The sequence below is a fragment of the Limnohabitans sp. Rim8 genome (genome assembly GCF_945901735.1).
In the GTDB taxonomy this organism is placed as follows: Bacteria; Pseudomonadota; Gammaproteobacteria; order Burkholderiales; family Burkholderiaceae_C; genus Limnohabitans_A.
Genome location: NZ_CAMDLM010000014.1, coordinates 19,208 through 36,214 on the forward strand (window position 1 = coordinate 19,208; position 17,007 = coordinate 36,214).

Here is a 17,007-nt window from a genome sequence, read left to right on the forward strand (position 1 = left end):
TCTGACGAGGAGAACCCCATGACCATCGCTGACATCAAGAAAACAACTGAAACCAAAATGGACCAGTCCATTGCGGCATTCAAAAACAATTTGACCAAGATCCGCACTGGGCGTGCCAATCCTGCCTTGCTCGACACCATCCATGTGGACTATTACGGCTCGATGGTGCCCTTGTCGCAAGTGGCTAACGTGTCCTTGATGGATTCGCGCACCATCAGCGTCCAGCCTTGGGAAAAAGGCATGGGTGCCAAAATCGAAAAAGCCATTCGCGAAAGCGAGTTGGGCTTGAACCCCGCATCCATGGGGGATTTGATCCGTGTGCCCATGCCCCCCATGAGTGAAGAGCGCCGCAAGGAAATGACCAAACTGGCCCGCACCGAAGGTGAAAACAGCAAGATCGCGATCCGCAATTTGCGCCGCGATGCCAATGAATCGGTAAAAAAATTGGTCAAGGACAAGGAAGCGTCCGAAGACGATCAAAAGCGTGCCGAAGCGGACATACAAAAACTGACCGACAAGCGCATGACCGAGATTGACCAGTTGGTGACTGCCAAGGAACAAGAGATCATGGCGGTTTGAGTTTCAATCCCATGCCGTGGCTTTGCACGGCCTGACGGGCCGCCCATAGGCGGCCTTTTTTCAGGAGAATTCGTGCTCAAACAACGCGTCATCACTGCTTTGGCCCTGCTGGCGCTGCTGCTGCCTGCCGTGTTTGCGTCCAATCCTTGGCCCTTCATGGTATTGACGCTGATTCTGATCGCTGCAGGGGCTTGGGAGTGGGGGCGGCTCAATGGCGTGAGCCCTGTGCAAGCTTGGCTGGGGGCTGTTGTGTGCGTCTTCGTTTGTGCGATGTCGACGTTGGCCGGTTGGCTGGAATCCACCCCGCCATTGCTTTGGCTTTTGTCCGGGTCCAGTTGGGTCTTGCTGGGCGCCTGGATGGTCCAACGCGGCGTATCCGGTTGGGCGCTTTGGCCTCGATCTGTGCGTTGGTGGGCGGGTTTGTTTTTGCTGGCCTTGGCCTGGTTGGCCTTGGCCCAAGCCCATCAGCGGGGCGTGAACTTTTTGCTGTCTGTGTTGGTCTTGGTTTGGGCGGCCGATGTGTTCGCTTATTTCTTTGGACGTGCCCTGGGCGGGCGGATCTTTGCTGTCAAATTGGCCCCCACGATCAGTCCCGGCAAAAGTTGGGAAGGTGTGTTCGGTGGCATGTTGGGGGTCTTTGCGGTGTCGTGGCTCTGGACCCTGTTTGATCAAACCCAAGCCCCAAGCTCTGCCAGTTTTTACACCCTGCTCTGGGCCCGGGGTATGGCGGTGGCCTTGCCTGCTTTGCTTGTCATGTCGGCGATGAGCGTGGTCGGTGATTTGGTGGAGTCCTTGGTCAAGCGCAGCGCAGGCATGAAAGACAGCTCGGGCCTGTTGCCCGGCCATGGTGGTGTGCTTGACCGGGTAGACGCTTTGTTGCCGACTTTGCCCATGGCCATGATGCTGGTGGCGTGGATTTGATGTGGAGAATTCTGGCATGAACAAACAACAGTGCATCTCGATTTTGGGCTCGACCGGGTCGATTGGCAACAGCACGCTTGATGTGCTCGGTCGCCACCCTGCGCAATACCGGATCCACGCCCTGACCGCCTCCAGTCAGGTGGACCTGATGCTGGCCCAGTGCGCGCGTTTCAAGCCCGAAGTGGCAGTGATGGTGCAAGAGTCCGCAGGCCGTCAACTGGCCGAACGGGTGCGGGCTGAAGGTTTGCCCGTTCAAGTGCGTTGGGGCGCTGCGGCCCTGGACGAAGTGGCGGCAGCCCCGCAGGTCGATGCCGTGATGGCCGCGATTGTGGGTGCGGCGGGTTTGTCGCCATGCATCGCAGCCGCTCGCGCTGGCAAACGGCTGATGTTGGCCAATAAAGAGGCCTTGGTGGTGGGGGGTGACGTTTTCATGCGGGCCGTGCGCGATGGCGGCGCTTTGCTGCTGCCCATTGACAGCGAGCACTCGGCCATTTTCCAGTCCTTGCCCGAGGACGCTACAAGCTGGCAGCGTCGCGTTCAAAAGATCATCCTCACGGCCTCGGGCGGTCCGTTTCGCACCTGCGACCCCCGCACATTCCGGGACGTGACGCCGGAGCAGGCCTGCGCCCATCCCAATTGGGTCATGGGTCGCAAAATTTCTGTGGATTCGGCCACCATGATGAACAAGGCCCTGGAGGTGATCGAGGCGCGTTATTTGTTTGGCCTCTCGCCCGATCAGCTGGAGGTGGTCATTCACCCCCAAAGCGTCATCCATTCCATGGTGCAGTACCGCGACCATTCGGTGGTGGCGCAGCTGGGGACGCCCGACATGCGCGTGCCCATTGCCTATGGCCTGAGTTGGCCAGAGCGCATCGAGTCAGGTGCTGCAGCGTTGGATTTTCATGCCCTGGCTGCCATGACTTTCGAAGCCATGGATGAGCCCGGGCATGTGCTGCGTTTTCCCGGGTTGCGCTTGGCATGGGAGACCTTGCGGGGTGCGCCGGGCAGCTGTGCCATTTTGAACGCGGCCAACGAAGTGGCTGTGGCGGCCTTCCTGAACAAGCGCATCCGCTTTGACCAGATTCATGAACTCAACCGCGCCACCCTGGACAGTTTGGTGTGCACGCCCCCTGAGTGTCTGGACGACTTGCTGGCCCTGGATGCGCGCAGTCGCCAAGAGGCCGAAAGAAACCTGTCCCGCCTGCAATGACAATGCCAATGTGTTTGGACGTCTTGGATGGCCGCAGCCCTGTGCTGATGTATTATCTTTTGGTCCTTTTGGTCTTTTTTGATTGACAAACCAAAACACGCTAGCCAATCGGGCGCCCGCCTTGCTGTCGCCTGATTGAGAATTTGGGTCCGGTTTTCAAAGCTTCATTTTCAAATTTGAAATTGGCTTTATTTAGAACGATTGAACAATGAATTTTCATCAATTTTGTGCCCAGGTCTTTCCTTTTGTGTTGAAGGCAGTGGCATGCGCTGTTGTCAGCTTGCCCGCTTGGGCAATCGATCCCTTTACGGTGCGTGACATCCGTGTGGAGGGCTTGCAGCGCATCGAAGCGGGTACGGTGTTCGCGTCTTTGCCTTTGCGGGTCGGCGATCTTTACACCGACGACAAGGGCGCTGCGGCTATTCGTTCCTTGTTTGCTTTGGGCTTGTTCAAGGATGTGCGCTTGGAAACCCAGGGCGATGTGCTGGTGGTGGTGGTCCAAGAGCGCCCATCGGTAGCTTCTGTGGAGTTCATCGGGCTCAAGGAGTTCGATAAAGATGTGCTCGTCAAGGCCCTGAAGGATGTGGGTCTGTCCGAGGGGCGACCTTTCGACAAGGCGTTGGCTGACAAGGCGGAACAAGAGCTCAAACGCCAATACATCAGCCGCAGCCTTTACGGTGCCGAAGTGGTCTCTACTTCCACGCCCATTGACCGCAATCGGGTGAACCTGACTTTCACGATCACCGAGGGCGGTCCCGCTAAAATCGCGCAGATTGACATTGTGGGCAACCAGGCTTTCAGTGACGCCACTTTGCGCGACCAATTCAATCTGGACACGGGTGGCTGGATGAGTTGGTACACCAAGTCCGACCGTTATTCGCGCACCAAGCTGAACGCAGATTTGGAAGCTTTGCGCTCCTATTACTTGTCGCAGGGCTTCTTGGAGTTCCGCATCGACTCCACCCAAGTGGCCATGTCGCCCAACAAGCAGGACATGGCCATCACCATCAACATCACCGAAGGTGAACGTTTTGTGATCTCGGGCGTCAAGCTCGAGGGCAATTACCTTGAGCGCGATGACGAGTTCAAGGCTTTGGTCAAGATTGCCGTAGGCAAGCCTTATAACGCAGAGACGGTTGCTGAAACCACCAAGGCTTTCACCGATTATTTTGGCAAGTTCGGATTTGCGTTTGCAAGAGTGGAAGCCAAGCCTCAAATCGATCGGCGCAACAACCGGGTGCAATTTGTGCTGCTCGCGGAGCCTTCGCGGCGAGCCTACGTTCGCCGCATCCAAGTCGCGGGCAACGTCCGCACCCGCGACGAGGTCATCCGCCGTGAATTCCGTCAACTTGAAGCGGCCTGGTACGACGGTGACAAAATCCGTTTGTCCAGGGACCGGGTTGACCGTCTGGGTTTCTTCACACAGGTGAACGTGGAAACATTGGAGGTGCCCGGTGCGCCCGACCAGGTGGACCTCTTGTTCACGGTGGCCGAAAAGCCCACGGGCAGCATTTCTTTGGGGGCGGGTTTTTCTTCTGCAGAAAAGGTGTCTTTGAGTTTTGGTATCCGCCAAGAGAATGCGTTTGGTTCGGGCAATTACCTGGCGGTTGAAGTCAACACCAGCAAGTACAACCGCAACTTGGTGCTCAGCACCACCGACCCTTATTTCACCAGGAATGGCATTTCCAGAACCGTGGATGTGTTCCAGCGCACCACGCGGCCTTATTTGGGGGACGTCAACGCCTACAGCCTGATCAACTCTGGTGCGGGTCTGCGATTTGGCGTGCCGGTGACCGAAACCGACACTGTGTTCATGGGCGTCAACGCCGAGCAAACCGAGATTCGGGCGGGCACGGGATTGCCTGAAGCCTACCTTGACTATTCGCAAAAGTTTGGCGCCACCAGCTCGGCCTTGCCTTTGACGCTGGGCTGGGCACGAGACGGTCGTGACAGTGCATTGGTTCCTACCCGGGGAAGCTTGCAGCGTGTCAATGCCGATCTGAGTGTGGGCGGCGACGTTCGTTACTTGCGGGCCAGTTACCAATACCAGCAGTATGTCCCGTTGACCAAAAAGTACACCTTGGCATTCAACACCGATTTGGGCTGGGGGCAGGGACTCAAAGGGCAGGAGTACCCCTTGTTCAAGAACTTTTACGTGGGTGGCTTGGGAAGTGTTCGGGGTTTTGAGCAATCCACCTTGGGCCCATCTCAACAGACCAGCAGTACCAACCTGACCCCTATTTACTTGGGCGGTGCTAAAAAAGTGGTGTTCAACGCCGAATTCATCACCCCCTTTCCCGGTGCTGGCAACGACCGAACATTGCGCCTGTTTGGTTTCACCGACATCGGACGCGCTTTCGGCGAAAATGAAAATGTATCCTTGGGCGATCTGCGTGCCTCAGCAGGTGTGGGTCTGAGCTGGATTTCGCCCATGGGGCCTTTGCGTTTTTCCTATGCCACGCCGATACGACAGCAGACAGGCGATAAAATTCAGCGACTTCAATTCCAAATCGGAACATCCTTCTAATGAACACCTTGCGTCAAAAATTGTCCATGGCCTTGTTGGCCGCAGCCTGTGTGACCTCTGTGGCGCAGGCCCAGGAGTTCAAGATGGGCTTTGTCAACACTGAGCGTATCTTCCGCGAGGCGGCAACTGCCAAGCAAGCGCAGGCTAAACTGGAGCAGGAATTTTCGCGCCGAGAAAAAGAGTTGGTGGAAACCGGTAACAGTCTCAAACTGGCATCCGAAAAGTTCGAACGGGAAGCCCCTACTTTGGCCGAGTCCCAGCGCACCGCCCGCCAAAAGCAGTTGATCGAACAAGACCGAGAATTTCAGCGCAAGCGCCGTGAGTTTCAGGAAGATCTGAACGCCCGTAAGAATGAAGAGCAGCAAATTGTGGTCGAGCGTGCCAACCGCGCCGTCAAGCAAGTGGCTGAATCCGAAAAATACGATGTGATTTTTCAGGAAGCGGTCTACATCAATCCCAAGCACGACATCACCGAAAAAGTCATCAAGGCGCTCAACGCCTCGGCGGCCAAGTAAGCGCGTCGGACGGGTTTGACCTTGTGTCTTTGACGCTCGCCACACTGGTCGATCGGCTCGGTGGGCGTTTGTGTGGTGACCCCTCTTGGGTGATCGCTGGTCTGGCTCCCTTGCAATCGGCCGGGCCCGACCAGATCAGTTTTCTCAGCCACCCCAAATACCAAACCCAACTCGCCGCCAGTCAGGCCGGTTGCGTGATCGTGTCGCCCGCTTTTGAAGCGTTGGCCAGTCTGGGGCATTCCGTCATTGTGACCGACGACCCGTACCTGTATTTTGCGCGATTGACCCGTTTGTGGAAGCAGGCCCAACAACCCCTCCAAGGTCCTCGCATTCATCCCACCTCGGTCATCGACCCAGGCGCTTGGTTGGCCGAGGACGCGGTGATCGGCCCTTTGTGTGTGGTCGAGCGTGGTGCCAGGGTCGGCTCGGGCTCGGTGCTCAAGTCGCGTGTGACCTTGTCTGAGGGGTGCTCGGTGGGGGAGCGTTGCATTTTGCATTCGGGGGTCGTGGTGGGCGCAGACGGTTTTGGTTTTGCCCAGCACCAAGGTCAATGGGAAAAAATTGAACAACTGGGGGCGGTGCGCATTGGCGACGATGTGGAAATCGGGGCCAACACCTGCATCGACCGCGGTGCGCTCGAAGACACTGTCATTGACAACGGCGTCAAGCTCGACAACCTGATCCAGATTGGCCACAACGTGCACATCGGTGCACACACCGCCTTGGCCGGCTGTGTGGGTGTGGCGGGCAGTGCGCGCATCGGCGCGCATTGCACCGTGGGGGGCGGGGCGGTGGTGCTGGGGCATTTGACCCTGGCCGACCATGTGCATATTTCGGCAGCCTCTGTGGTGACCCGGTCCATTTTGCAACCGGGGCAATACACCGGCATGTTCCCTCTGGACAGCCATGTCAATTGGGAAAAGAACGCCGCCAGCCTCAAACAACTATCCCGCTTGCGTGAACGCATCAAGGCGCTGGAGAGCGAGATTCAAAACAACAAGGAAACACGACCATGATGGACATCCATAAAATTCTCAAGCAGTTGCCGCACCGCTACCCCCTCTTGTTGGTTGACCGCGTGCTGGAACTGGAAAAAGGCGTGCGCATCAAAGCGCTGAAAAACGTGTCCATCAACGAGCCCCATTTTCAGGGGCACTTTCCGCACCGTCCGGTGATGCCGGGTGTGTTGATGCTCGAGGCATTGGCCCAGGCTGCAGCCTTGCTGGCTTTTGACACCCTGGGTGAGACGCCTGATGATCAAACAGTCTATTATTTTGCAGGCATCGATGGTGCGCGCTTCAAGCGCCCGGTGGAGCCGGGCGATCAGTTGATTCTGGAAGTGGAACTTGACCGCATGAAGGCCGGTATTTTCAAGTTCAAAGCCCGCGCGAAGGTGGGCGACGAGATTGCAGCCGAGGCCGAGTTGATGTGCACCATGCGGAAAATCCCACAAGTTTGAGCGCCATGAGCAAGATCCACCCTACGGCCATCATCAGCCCGGGGGCCGAGCTGGACACTTCGGTGTCCGTCGGGCCCTACACCTTGATCGGGCCCCATGTGTGCATCGGCGCGGGCACCACGGTGGCCAGCCACTGCGTGATCGAAGGCCACACCACGATCGGCCGCGACAATCGAATCTTTCAGTTCAACTCCTTGGGTGCGGTGCCGCAGGACAAAAAATACAACAACGAGCCTTGCGAATTGCACATTGGTGACCGCAACACGATCCGTGAGTTTTGCACCTTTAACATAGGCTCCCCCGGCGACCGGGCCTTGACCTCGGTGGGCCACGACAACTGGATCATGGCCTATGTGCACCTGGCACACGACTGCCAAGTGGGCAGCCACACGATCTTTGCCAACAACACACAATTGGCAGGCCATGTGTTGGTCGATGACTGGGTCATTTTGGGCGGCTTCACCGTGGTGCACCAGTTTTGCCGTATTGGCGCGCACAGCTTCACGGCCATGAATTCTTTGCTGTTTGCCGACCTGCCGCCTTTTGTCATGGCACAAGGCCAGCCAGCCCAAGCGCGATCGATGAACTTTGAAGGCTTGCGTCGCCGTGGTTTTTCGGCTGAACGCATCAGCGCCGTCAAGGCCATGCACAAAGCCCTTTACCGTGATGGCTTGTCGCTGAGCGATGCCATGGCCCGCATTGCGGCTTTGGCCTTGGACAAGCCCGAGGCCCAGCCCGATGTGGACATGATGCTGGGCTTTTTACAGTCCGCCTCACCTCAACGTGGGATCGTGCGTTGACGCAGCCTGCCGCATTGCCACTGCCCAAAGCCCCTGCGGGGGCTTTGTCCTTTGCCATGGTGGCCGGTGAAGCATCGGGTGATTTGCTCGCGGGTTTGCTGATTCAGGGACTGCACTCGCGCTGGCCGCAGGCGCATGGCGTTGGCATTGGCGGGCCTCACATGCGGGCGCAAGGCTTTGAGGCCTGGTGGCCGCACGACAAGTTGGCCGTGCGCGGTTATGTTGAGGTGTTGCGCCACTACCGCGGCATCGTCGCCATCCGCGATCAGCTGTGCCAGCGTTTACTGACTCAGCTACCCGATGTGTTCATCGGGGTGGACGCCCCCGACTTCAACCTGGACCTCGAGTCCAAGCTCAAGGCGGCAGGTATTCCCACAGTGCATTTTGTATGCCCGTCGATCTGGGCTTGGCGTCCCGAGCGCATCGACAAGATTTGGCGCAGTGTGGACCACATGCTGTGCATATTTCCTTTTGAGCCAGCGCTGTTGGCCCAGGCTGGGGTAAAGGCCACCTACGTGGGCCACCCCTTGGCGCAAACCATCCCCATTCACCCGGACCGCTTGTCGGCATGCCATGCCCTGGGGCTCGATGCCCACAGGCCTGTGGTGGCTATTTTGCCCGGCAGCCGACACTCCGAAATCGAACACCTGACGCCGCGTTTTGTACAGGCCGCCCAAATCATGCAGCGACACCAGCCTTTGCTGCAATTTGTCTTGCCCGCCATCCCCAGCTTGCAAGCGCGCATTCAAACACTGGTCGATGGACACGGCGGCGTGTCAGGCCTGCAACTGACTCTGGGTCAGTCCCATGCCGCCTTGGCCGCTTGCGACGTGACCTTGATCGCCAGTGGCACGGCGACTTTGGAGGCGGCCTTGTTCAAGCGCCCGATGGTGATTGGTTACCACATGAACTGGCTCAGCTGGCAGATCATGAAGCGCCAACAGCTGCAGCCTTGGGTGGGTTTGCCCAACATTTTGTGCGAAGATTTCGTGGTTCCCGAATTTTTGCAGGACCGCTGCACCCCCGAGGCCTTGGCCCAGGCTTGTCTGGCTTGGTTGTCTGCACCTGACCGGGTGGACGCCTTGCAGTCCCGATTTCACCAATTGCACCAGGTTTTGCAGCGTGACACAGCTCAGCTCTCGATCCATGCCATCGAAAAAGTCCTCTCGCGCTGAGCAATCCGCCTTGCTTTTTCACGTTTCCGGCTTGACAGCTGGCGTGGACGAGGCCGGGAGAGGTCCATTGGCTGGCCCGGTGGTCGCTGCCGCGGTGATCCTCGACGATTTGAACCCGATTCGCGGTCTGAACGACTCTAAAAAACTCACGGTTAAGCGCCGCGAGGCCTTATTTGATGAGATACGGGCGCGTGCCTTGTGCTGCGCCATCGCGCAGGCCACGGTCCAGGAGATCGACCAACTCAATATTTTGCAAGCCACCTTGCTGGCCATGCGGCGGGCCGTGCAGGGCTTGCGACTGCCGCCCAAACTGGTGCTGGTGGATGGCAACCGCTTGCCCTTGCTGCCCATGCAGGCAGAGGCCATTGTTAAAGGCGATGCGCTGGTGCCCGCCATCTCGGCGGCCTCCATTTTGGCCAAGGTGCACCGTGACCGCTTGTGTGAAGCGATGCACCAACAGTATCCCTTGTATGGTTTTGATCAGCACAAAGGCTATGGCACAGTGCAGCATCTGGCCGCTTTGCAAGCTCATGGCCCGGCGGATTGTCACCGCATGACATTTGCCCCGGTGGCCAGGAGTGTGCGATGAAATCGATCAGCTCGCGGGACAACCCGCAGATCAAGGCCTGGCGGCGTTTGGCACAAGACAGCACGGCTTACCGCAAAGCGGGGCAGTTCTGGCTGGAAGGCGATCACCTGTGCCGCGCTGCGCTGGAGCGCGGCGTGCGACCGTTGCAGGTGGTGCTGACCGAGTCGTTGCAAGCCGAGCAGGGCAACCCATGGCAGGGGCTGACCGATCAGGTGTTTGTGGTGCCCGAAGCCTTGTTCACCAGCCTCAGCGGCCTGGAGTCACCGGCCCGCATGGGTTTTGTGGTGGCCTGGCAAGCCGTCCGAGAGGTGCTGCCAGACGCGGCCACGGTGGTGCTGGACCGATTGCAGGACGCGGGCAATGTAGGGGCCATCTTGCGCTGTGCCTCGGCTTTCGGTTACCGCCAGGTGTTGGCCATCAAGGGCACGGCGGCCTTGTGGTCGCCCAAGGTGATGCGCTCGGGCATGGGGGCGCACTTTGGCCTGCATCTGGTCGAAGCGCTCAGCGAGTCCGATGTGGCGACTTTGCGGGTGCCCTTGCTGACCACCAGCTCGCATGAGGGCCCTTTTTTGCATGCCTTGCTGAAAGCAAGTGATTTGCCCCAGCACTGTGCCTGGGTCTTCGGGCACGAAGGGCAGGGCGTCAGCGCCAGTCTGATGGCCATGGCCCGGCACCCGGTGCGCATTGCCCAGCCGGGGGGCGAAGAATCTCTCAATGTGGCCACGGCGGCGGCCATTTGCCTGCACGCCAGCGCAACAGCAGGTCCTTGAGCTTTTTTTCGGCTCGATCGCTGGGGCTGGGTGAGTGATTTGCCAGGGTTTACTAGAGGTACTCAGCTATAATAAGAGGCTTTACCGCATCCACCTGTACGCCACAGTCCACCCCAGGCCCATTCCTCGAACAAGCAGCCAAAAAGAGATCCCATCTCTGGTGAGTGCTGAGGCGTACCCGAACCATTCCGGAGAACCCAGTGCTTTTGTCTCTTCAGGGAAGTTTCCCGCCCGCCATTTTGGCGCTCGCAGACGGCACAGTCTTTATCGGCAACTCGATTGGAGCCACCGGCTCCACAGCCGGCGAAGTGGTGTTCAACACCTCGCTTACCGGCTACCAGGAAATCCTCACCGACCCCAGCTATTGCCAGCAGATCGTCACCTTGACGTACCCGCACATTGGCAACTGCGGCGTCAACACGGAGGACATCGAAGCCGACCAAGTCCACGCTGCTGGCTTGATCATCAAAGATCTGCCTTTGATCGCGAGTAACTTCCGCTCCAGCCAATCCCTGTCGTCTTATTTGGTTGATGCAGGCACGGTGGCGATTGCCAACATTGACACCCGCCAGCTGACCCGCATTTTGCGCACCAAAGGCGCCCAAAATGGCGCTATCGTGGGCCTGGCCAAAGGCCATGAAGTCACACCGGCTGTGATCGATCAAGCTGTCGCCGCTGCCCAAGGTGCGCTCAACATGGCGGGCCTCGATCTGGCACAGAAGGTGACCGTGTCGCAGCCCTATGAGTGGACGCAAACTGAGTGGATTTTGGGACAAGGCTATGGTCACTTGACGGCGCCTCAGTTCCATGTGCTCGCGTACGACTTTGGTGTGAAGAAAAACATCTTGCGCATGTTGGCCGAGCGCGGTTGCAAGGTCACTGTGGTGCCCGCAAAGACCACAGCTGCTGAGGTGCTCAAACACAAGCCCGACGGCATTTTCTTGTCCAACGGCCCTGGCGACCCACAGCCTTGCGACTACGCGATTGCGGCGTCGGCCGAATTGATCGAAACCGGCATTCCCACCTTCGGCATTTGTCTGGGTCACCAAATTATGGCTTTGGCCAGTGGTGCCAAGACTTTCAAGATGAAGTTTGGCCACCACGGCGCGAACCACCCCGTCAAAGACTTGGATTCCGGTCGGGTGTCCATCACCAGCCAGAACCACGGTTTTGCAGTAGACGAAAAGAGCTTGCCCGCCAACTTGCGCGCCACCCACGTGTCCTTGTTTGACGGCACCTTGCAGGGCCTGTCGCGCACCGACAAGCCGGCGTTCTGCTTCCAGGGTAACCCCGAAGCGTCGCCTGGCCCACACGACATTGCTTACCTCTTTGACCGCTTCATCAACTTGATGGAGACAAAATAATGCCCAAGCGCACCGACCTCAAAAGCATCCTCATCATTGGCGCGGGCCCGATCATCATTGGTCAGGCTTGCGAGTTCGACTACTCCGGCGTGCAGGCCTGCAAAGCATTGCGCGAAGAGGGCTACAAAGTCATCCTGATCAACAGCAACCCTGCCACGATCATGACCGACCCGGCCACGGCCGATGTCACCTACATTGAGCCCATCACCTGGCAGACGGTCGAGAAGATCATCGCCAAAGAGCGTCCCGATGCCATATTGCCCACCATGGGTGGTCAAACCGCGCTCAACTGCGCTTTGGACTTGTGGCACAACGGTGTGCTAGAAAAGTACAAGGTTGAGTTGATTGGCGCGACACCCGAAGCCATTGACAAAGCCGAAGACCGTCTGAAGTTCAAAGACGCCATGACCAAAATTGGTCTGGGATCGGCCCGCTCCGGCATCGCCCACAGCATGGAAGAGGCGTGGGACGTGCAAAAGACTTTGGGTTTTCCTACGGTCATTCGCCCCAGCTTCACGTTGGGGGGCACGGGTGGCGGCATTGCCTACAACCCGGAAGAATTTGAGACCATCTGCAAGCGCGGCCTGGAGGCTTCGCCCACCAACGAGTTGTTGATCGAAGAATCGTTGCTCGGCTGGAAAGAGTACGAGATGGAAGTGGTGCGCGACAAGGCGGACAACTGCATCATCGTGTGCTCAATCGAAAACCTGGACCCCATGGGCGTGCACACCGGTGACTCCATCACCGTGGCCCCTGCACAAACTTTGACCGACAAGGAATACCAGATTCTGCGCAATGCCTCTTTGGCTGTTTTGCGCGAGATCGGTGTGGATACGGGCGGCTCCAACGTGCAGTTCTCGATCAACCCCAAAGACGGCCGGATGGTCGTGATCGAGATGAACCCCCGTGTGTCGCGTTCCTCCGCCTTGGCTTCCAAAGCCACCGGTTTTCCGATTGCCAAAGTGGCGGCCAAGTTGGCCGTGGGTTACACCCTTGACGAGTTGCGCAACGACATCACGGGCGGTGCCACCCCTGCATCGTTCGAGCCATCGATCGATTACGTGGTCACCAAGATCCCGCGTTTTGCCTTTGAGAAGTTCCCCACCGCCGACAGCCGTTTGACCACCCAGATGAAATCGGTGGGCGAAGTGATGGCCATGGGCCGCACCTTCCAGGAGTCCTTCCAAAAAGCCCTGCGTGGTCTGGAAGTGGGCGTGGACGGCATGAACGAAAAAACCCAAGACCGCGAAGTGCTCGAAAAAGAACTGGGCGAGCCCGGCCCCGAGCGCATCTGGTACGTGGGTGATGCGTTTGCCATGGGCCTGAGCGTGGACGAGGTGTTTGCCTTGACCAAGATTGACCCTTGGTTCCTTGTGCAGATTGAAGAAATCGTCAAGATTGAGTTGGAGCTTGAAACCACGACACTGGAAGCGATCACCGCCGAAGAATTGCGTGCGCTCAAAAAGAAAGGCTTCTCGGACCGCCGCCTGGCCAAATTGCTTAAGACCACCGAACATGTGGTGCGTGCACGCCGTTACGCCCTGAACATTCGTCCCGTTTACAAACGCGTGGACACTTGCGCGGCCGAGTTCTCGACCGACACCGCCTACATGTACTCGTGCTACGAAGGCCATGGTGACGGCGAGTGCGAAGCCGAACCCACCCACAACAAGAAGATCATGGTCTTGGGTGGCGGCCCCAACCGCATTGGCCAGGGCATCGAATTCGACTACTGCTGCGTTCATGCGGCGCTGGCCATGCGCGAAGACGGTTACGAAACCATCATGGTCAACTGCAACCCTGAGACCGTGTCGACCGATTACGACACCTCGGACCGTTTGTACTTCGAACCCGTCACTTTGGAAGACGTACTCGAAATCGTGGACAAGGAAAAACCCACAGGCGTCATCGTGCAATACGGTGGCCAAACGCCTTTGAAGTTGGCGCTCGACCTAGAAGCCGCTGGCGTGCCCATCATCGGGACCAGCCCCGACATGATCGACGCGGCCGAAGACCGTGAGCGTTTTCAGAAATTGTTGCAAGTACTGGGTCTGCGTCAACCCCCTAACGCCACAGCGCGCACGGAGCCAGAGGCCTTGGAAAAAGCCGCCGCCTTGGGTTACCCCCTGGTGGTACGTCCCAGCTATGTGTTGGGTGGCCGCGCCATGGAAATCGTGCACGAACAACGCGATTTGGAGCGTTACATGCGCGAAGCGGTCAAGGTCTCGCATGATTCGCCTGTGCTGCTCGACCGTTTCCTGAACGACGCGATCGAGTGCGATGTGGATTGTCTGCGCGACCCCGCGGGCCAGACCTTCATCGGCGGCGTGATGGAACACATCGAACAAGCCGGTGTGCACAGCGGTGACTCGGCTTGTTCCTTACCGCCTTACTCTTTGTCGTCTGCCACGGTGGACGAGCTCAAGCGCCAATCGGCCGCGATGGCTGGCGCCTTGAACGTGGTCGGTTTGATGAACGTGCAGTTCGCCATCCAGCATGTGGACGGCCAAGATGTGATCTACGTGCTGGAAGTCAACCCCCGCGCTTCGCGCACCGTGCCTTATGTCTCCAAAGCCACGGGTATCCAGTTGGCCAAGGTGGCTGCGCGTTGCATGGCGGGTCAAACCCTCGCGTCGCAAGGCATCACCCAAGAAGTCACGCCACCGTATTTCTGCGTGAAAGAAGCGGTGTTTCCGTTCGTGAAGTTTCCGGGTGTGGACACCATCTTGGGCCCCGAGATGAAGTCCACAGGTGAAGTGATGGGCGTGGGCAAGACTTTTGGCGAGGCTTTTGTGAAGAGCCAATTGGGTGCAGGTACCAAGTTGCCACGCCCCACGAAGGCCGATGGCACGCCATCAGGCAAGGTTTTCATTTCGGTCAAGAACAATGACAAGGCGCGAGCCATCGAAGTGGCGCGTCAGTTGGTCGCTCAAGGGTTTGCGCTGGTGGCGACCAAAGGAACTGCCGGCGCGATCACCGAAGCGGGCGTTGCTTGTGCCATTGTGAACAAAGTCACCGAAGGCCGACCACACATCGTCGACATGATCAAGAACAACGAGATTGTGCTGGTCATCAACACCGTCGAAGAACGCCGCAACGCGATCGCTGATTCGCGCCACATTCGCACCTCGGCTTTGCTCAACCGCGTCACCACCTTCACAACAATAGCAGGCGCTGAAGCGGCTGTAGAGGGCATGAAGTACATGGACCAGTTGGGAGTGATTTCCATACAGGAGATGCACGCCCTGCTGGCCGCCTGAAACCTTGCTTTTCGGCCCACACCCCACACCGGGCGCAGGGCATAATGCTGACAATGACCGCCGAGTCCCCAAGCTCGGCGGTTTGCTTTTGGAGAACCCAACATGTCAACCATCCCGATCACCCAACGTGGTGCTGAAAAACTCAAGAGCGAGTTGCATCGGCTCAAAACTGTGGACCGCCCTGGCGTCATCCAGGCCATTGCCGAAGCCCGAGCTCAGGGTGACCTGAGCGAGAATGCCGAATACGATGCGGCCAAAGACCGTCAGGGCTTCATCGAAGGCCGTATTCAGGAAATCGAGGGCAAGCTGTCGGCCGCGCAGATCATCGACCCGATCTCGGTCGATGCGGGTGGCCGCGTTGTGTTTGGCGCCACCGTCGAATTGGAGGATGAGAGCTCGGGTGAGGCGGTGACCTACCAAATCGTGGGTGAGGATGAAGCTGACTTGAAACTGGGATTGATCAACATCAGCAGTCCCATTGCGCGGGCCTTGATCGGCAAGGAAGAGGGCGATGTGGCCGAAGTGCAGGCCCCTGGTGGCGTCCGCCGTTATGAGATCGTGGGCGTGTCTTACGTTTGAGGCAAAAAAAGCCGTTGTCTAACGGCCTGTGTTGGCGGTACTCGCCCGATACGGGCCGAACTTCTATCAGTCGTGGCGACCTTTTTTGACCGATGTTTGCTTGGGTTTGGCCCGCTTGATTTGCCCCCCAGCTGCCAGACGTTGATTGCCCAGCACACGAACGGTTTTGACCTCAGGGCGTTGACCACCTCTTGAGCTGTATTTCAGAATTTTGAAATCACGAGGACCGGCTTTGCGGTCTTCATCTGTTTCCTTGATCTTTTCAGGCTGAGGTCGCCAAAGGATCAGCAATTTGCCGATGTGCTGGATGGGCGCGGCGCTGAGTTGGTCGGCCAGTTGGGCGAACATGGCTTCGCGTGCAGCACGGTCATCGCCCAGCACGCGGATCTTGATCAGGCCATGGGCGTTCAGGGCCGCTTCGGTTTCCTTGACGACGGCAGGGGACAGGCCATCGCCGCCGATCATGACGACCGGATCCAGGTGATGGGCATCGGCGCGAAAAACTTTGCGCTCGGCAGGTGTGAGTTGTATTTGGGGCATCCCCGTATTATCCCCGCAAGGACGCATAAGAATGAAAGTCAAAACCAAAAGTAAAAAGGTCAACAAAGCGTGGTTAAACGACCACGTCAATGACACCTACGTGAAACTGGCTCTGAAAGAGGGTTACCGGGCGCGGGCGGCTTACAAACTCAAGGAAATCGACGAAACCTTGGGCCTCATTCGGCCCGGCCATTTGGTGGTGGACCTGGGCTCTGCCCCTGGCGCTTGGAGTCAGTACCTGCGCCGCCGCTTGTCACCCGATGGTGCGGCTGTGGGCGAGCTCAATGGCAGCATCATCGCTCTGGACATTCTGCCCATGGACCCCGTGGAGGGGGTGCAGTTCATCCAGGGGGATTTTCGCGAAAACGAGGTGTCCGCCCTGCTGGAGGCGGCATTGCAAGGGCGGCAGGTCGACGTGGTGGTGTCCGACATGGCCCCCAATTTGTCGGGCATCGAGTCCTCGGATGCGGCGCGGGTCCAGCATTTGATCGAGCTGGCCGTGGAGTTTGCGCAAAGCCACATGAAGCCGCAGGGTGCTTTGGTGGTCAAGGTCTTTCACGGCAGCGGCTATAGCCAGATTGTCAAGATGTTCAAGGAGACCTTCAAGGTAGTCAAGCCGATCAAGCCCAAATCCTCCCGGGACAAATCTTCGGAGACTTTTTTGGTAGGAATGGGCCTGATCTAAGGGGCCTGATGCATTAATTCCCAGCTTTTAGAGG

Annotated in this window: 16 protein-coding genes; 15 read left to right on the forward strand and 1 reads right to left on the reverse strand. The window is 58.2% G+C overall.

Annotated elements, in window-relative coordinates:
- The first annotated feature begins 18 nt into the window (after positions 1-18).
- The 14 genes from frr to greA all read left to right on the forward strand — a co-directional run bounded on the left by frr (position 19) and on the right by greA (position 15,748).
- Entirely contained in the window at positions 19-579 is a 561-nt protein-coding gene (gene frr, locus Q0O99_RS08740; RefSeq protein WP_293750513.1) for a ribosome recycling factor, read from the forward strand.
- 72 nt (positions 580-651) lie between these two features.
- Entirely contained in the window at positions 652-1,500 is an 849-nt protein-coding gene (locus Q0O99_RS08745; protein WP_293750515.1) for a phosphatidate cytidylyltransferase, read from the forward strand.
- Between the two features lie 16 nt (positions 1,501-1,516).
- A complete protein-coding gene (locus tag Q0O99_RS08750) occupies positions 1,517-2,710 on the forward strand; it encodes a 1-deoxy-D-xylulose-5-phosphate reductoisomerase (protein WP_293750517.1) in 1,194 nt (397 codons plus the stop codon).
- 208 nt (positions 2,711-2,918) lie between these two features.
- Positions 2,919-5,237 (forward strand): outer membrane protein assembly factor BamA, encoded by a 2,319-nt coding sequence (gene bamA, locus Q0O99_RS08755; protein WP_293750519.1) that lies wholly within the window; start codon positions 2,919-2,921, stop codon positions 5,235-5,237.
- A complete protein-coding gene (locus Q0O99_RS08760; protein ID WP_293750521.1) occupies positions 5,237-5,752 on the forward strand; it encodes an OmpH family outer membrane protein in 516 nt (171 codons plus the stop codon). Before bamA ends, Q0O99_RS08760 begins: the two co-directional genes overlap by 1 nt.
- A 23-nt stretch (positions 5,753-5,775) precedes the next feature.
- Positions 5,776-6,768 carry a UDP-3-O-(3-hydroxymyristoyl)glucosamine N-acyltransferase gene (gene lpxD, locus Q0O99_RS08765; protein WP_293750523.1) on the forward strand — a complete coding sequence of 331 codons (993 nt, stop codon included), beginning with the start codon at positions 5,776-5,778 and terminating at the stop codon, positions 6,766-6,768.
- Positions 6,765-7,211 carry a 3-hydroxyacyl-ACP dehydratase FabZ gene (fabZ, locus tag Q0O99_RS08770; protein ID WP_293750525.1) on the forward strand — a complete coding sequence of 149 codons (447 nt, stop codon included), beginning with the start codon at positions 6,765-6,767 and terminating at the stop codon, positions 7,209-7,211. The genes lpxD and fabZ overlap by 4 nt, the downstream gene beginning before the upstream one ends.
- 5 nt (positions 7,212-7,216) lie before the next feature.
- Positions 7,217-8,011 carry an acyl-ACP--UDP-N-acetylglucosamine O-acyltransferase gene (lpxA, locus tag Q0O99_RS08775; protein ID WP_293750527.1) on the forward strand — a complete coding sequence of 265 codons (795 nt, stop codon included), beginning with the start codon at positions 7,217-7,219 and terminating at the stop codon, positions 8,009-8,011.
- A gap of 56 nt (positions 8,012-8,067) precedes the next feature.
- Positions 8,068-9,186 carry a lipid-A-disaccharide synthase gene (gene lpxB / locus Q0O99_RS08780; protein WP_293750615.1) on the forward strand — a complete coding sequence of 373 codons (1,119 nt, stop codon included), beginning with the start codon at positions 8,068-8,070 and terminating at the stop codon, positions 9,184-9,186.
- Positions 9,158-9,775 carry a ribonuclease HII gene (gene rnhB / locus Q0O99_RS08785; RefSeq protein ID WP_293750529.1) on the forward strand — a complete coding sequence of 206 codons (618 nt, stop codon included), beginning with the start codon at positions 9,158-9,160 and terminating at the stop codon, positions 9,773-9,775. The genes lpxB and rnhB overlap by 29 nt, the downstream gene beginning before the upstream one ends.
- Positions 9,772-10,545: an RNA methyltransferase gene (locus tag Q0O99_RS08790; RefSeq protein WP_293750531.1), complete on the forward strand. Its 774-nt coding sequence runs from the start codon at positions 9,772-9,774 to the stop codon at positions 10,543-10,545. The genes rnhB and Q0O99_RS08790 overlap by 4 nt, the downstream gene beginning before the upstream one ends.
- Before the next feature lie 200 nt (positions 10,546-10,745).
- Positions 10,746-11,909, forward strand: a complete 1,164-nt coding sequence (carA, locus tag Q0O99_RS08795) for a glutamine-hydrolyzing carbamoyl-phosphate synthase small subunit (protein WP_293750533.1) — start codon at positions 10,746-10,748, stop codon at positions 11,907-11,909.
- Complete coding sequence (gene carB, locus Q0O99_RS08800; RefSeq protein ID WP_293750536.1) at positions 11,909-15,169, forward strand: carbamoyl-phosphate synthase large subunit; 3,261 nt, start codon at positions 11,909-11,911, stop codon at positions 15,167-15,169. Before carA ends, carB begins: the two co-directional genes overlap by 1 nt.
- A gap of 102 nt (positions 15,170-15,271) precedes the next feature.
- The gene (greA, locus tag Q0O99_RS08805; RefSeq protein WP_293750537.1) at positions 15,272-15,748 is read left to right on the forward strand and encodes a transcription elongation factor GreA; all 477 of its coding nucleotides are present in this window, start codon (positions 15,272-15,274) and stop codon (positions 15,746-15,748) included.
- 66 nt (positions 15,749-15,814) lie between these two features.
- Here greA and Q0O99_RS08810 read toward each other — a convergent pair whose 3' ends face one another.
- Positions 15,815-16,288, reverse strand: coding sequence for a YhbY family RNA-binding protein (locus tag Q0O99_RS08810; RefSeq protein WP_293750538.1), 474 nt, complete (start codon positions 16,286-16,288; stop codon positions 15,815-15,817).
- Between the two features lie 31 nt (positions 16,289-16,319).
- On the opposite strand from Q0O99_RS08810, the gene Q0O99_RS08815 reads away from it, so the two are divergent.
- On the forward strand, positions 16,320-16,973 hold the full coding sequence (locus tag Q0O99_RS08815) for an RlmE family RNA methyltransferase (protein WP_293750540.1): 654 nt from the start codon (positions 16,320-16,322) through the stop codon (positions 16,971-16,973).
- Positions 16,974-17,007: the final 34 nt, after the last annotated feature.